Origin of the sequence: Dietzia sp. DQ11-71 (assembly GCF_014144995.1) — a bacterium.
GTDB classification, from domain to species: domain Bacteria; phylum Actinomycetota; class Actinomycetes; order Mycobacteriales; family Mycobacteriaceae; genus Dietzia; species Dietzia kunjamensis.
Map to the genome: position 1 here is coordinate 1 of NZ_JAALDT010000055.1, position 1,907 is coordinate 1,907.

A 1,907-nucleotide genomic window follows, 5' to 3' on the forward strand; every position below is an offset into this window, starting at 1 on the left:
CGTCGCCCTCTCCGTGGGCGCGCGACCCGAGCACGTGGCCGAGGCCCTGCGGGGCTTCACCGTGGGCGCCCATCGCGCGGAGCCGGTCGACACGATCGACGGGGTCGCCTACGTGGACGACTCGAAGGCCACCAACCCCCACGCCGCCCGGACCTCGCTGCTCGCGGGCGGGACGATGGTGTGGATCGCCGGGGGCCTGCTCAAGGGCGCCGACGTGGAGCCGCTGGTCGCCGAGGTCTCGGGCGTGCTGCGCGGCGTGGTCCTCATCGGCCGCGACCGTGGGCGGATCGCCGAGGCATTGGCCCGACACGCGCCGGCGGTGCCCGTCGTGGAGCTGGCCTCGGGAGACGATGACGATGCCGCGGGTCCCGACGAGCCGCAGCAGACGATGGACCGGGCGGTCGCCGAGGCCGCACGGATGGCCACCGGAGGCGACACCGTGTTGCTCGCCCCCGCGGCCGCGTCGATGGACATGTTCACCGACTACGGTCACCGCGGGCGCAGCTTCGTCCTCGCCGTGGGCCGCGTGGCCGGGAGGTAGGGCAATGGCAATCGACAAGGCAGCGCGCCAGAAGCCGGCGCGTGAGAAGACGGCGCGTGAGAAGACACAGCACGAGCGCGCGGACACCGAGACGCGACCGGACCTGCTCGGGCGGATCGCCGCACCCCTGGCCGCCATCAATCGCGCGCCCCTGACCTCGTACCACGTGGTCATGGTGGTCACCGCCCTGCTCACCGTCATCGGATTGGGCATGGTGCTGTCCAGCTCCAACGTGCTCGCCTTCTCCGGCGGCGGCACGCCGTTCGACATCTTCCTGCGCCAGGCGCTCTTCGTCCTCATAGGCTGGGTCGGCTTCGTCACCGCGCTGCGCGTCCGCATCGAGCTGGTCCGGGCCGCGGCATTCCCGCTGCTGCTGGTCGCGATCGGACTGCTCGTGGCCGTGCTGATCCCCGGGGTCGGGTCCGAGATCAACGGGTCGAAGGGCTGGATCGACCTGGGGCTGTTCTCGATCCAGCCCGCGGAGATCGCCAAGTTCGCCTTCATCCTCTGGGCGTGCTCGGTGGTCGCCAAGCGGATGCGCACGGGGTACTGGCTCGATCTGCTCTTCCCGGCCGTGGTCGGCTACCTCGTCGTGGCGGTCCTCGTCGTCGTCGCCCCCGACCTGGGCATGGCCACCGCGGTGACCATCGCCTTCCTGTGTGTGCTGTGGTTCTCCGGGTACCCCACCCGGCACTTCGTGTGGGTCATCGCGGTCGGCGTCGTGGTCTTCGGCGTGCTCGCCGTGGCGTTCGCCTACCGCTTCGAGCGGATCCGGACCTACTTCGACACCTTCCGGGGCGATTTCTCCAACCCCCAGGGCGCGGCCTACCAGTCGTACCAGGGCATGCTCTCGCTGGCCGACGGCGGATTGTTCGGCGTCGGGCTGGGGCAGTCCAGCGCCAAGTGGTTCTACCTGCCCGAGGCCACCAACGACTTCATCTTCGCGATCATCGGCGAGGAGCTGGGCTGGTTCGGTGCCGCGGTCGTGGTGTCGCTCTACCTCACCCTCGGGTGGGTCGGCATGCGCGTCGCACTGCGATCGGTCGACCCGTTCCGCCGCCTGCTCGCCGGCACCGTCACCGCGACGATCGTCATCCAGGCCTTCATCAACATCGGGTATGTGGTCGGCCTGCTGCCGGTGACGGGTCTGCAGCTGCCCCTGATCTCCAACGGCGGCACGTCGGCGGTCGTCACCCTGACCTCGCTCGGGCTGCTCGCCAACTGTGCCCGCCACGAGCCGGAGGCCATCTCCGCGATCCTCAGCTCCCCGTCGCGGCGTCGGCGCAGCTGGCTCGCGCTGCCGGACCCGCGGCCCTACACGCCCGAGCGGCCGGTCCCGGCCTCCGCCACGCCCGGACGGTCCAGC

Annotated in this window: 2 protein-coding genes; both read left to right on the forward strand. The window is 71.0% G+C overall.

What is annotated here, in order from left to right; all coding sequences use genetic code 11:
- On the forward strand, nt 1-541 hold a 541-nt coding region (locus tag G6023_RS02150), incomplete at its 5' end, for a glutamate ligase domain-containing protein (protein ID WP_347570698.1).
- A 4-nt stretch (nt 542-545) separates the two neighbouring features.
- On the forward strand, nt 546-1,907 hold a 1,362-nt coding region (ftsW, locus tag G6023_RS02155), incomplete at its 3' end, for a putative lipid II flippase FtsW (protein WP_182633954.1).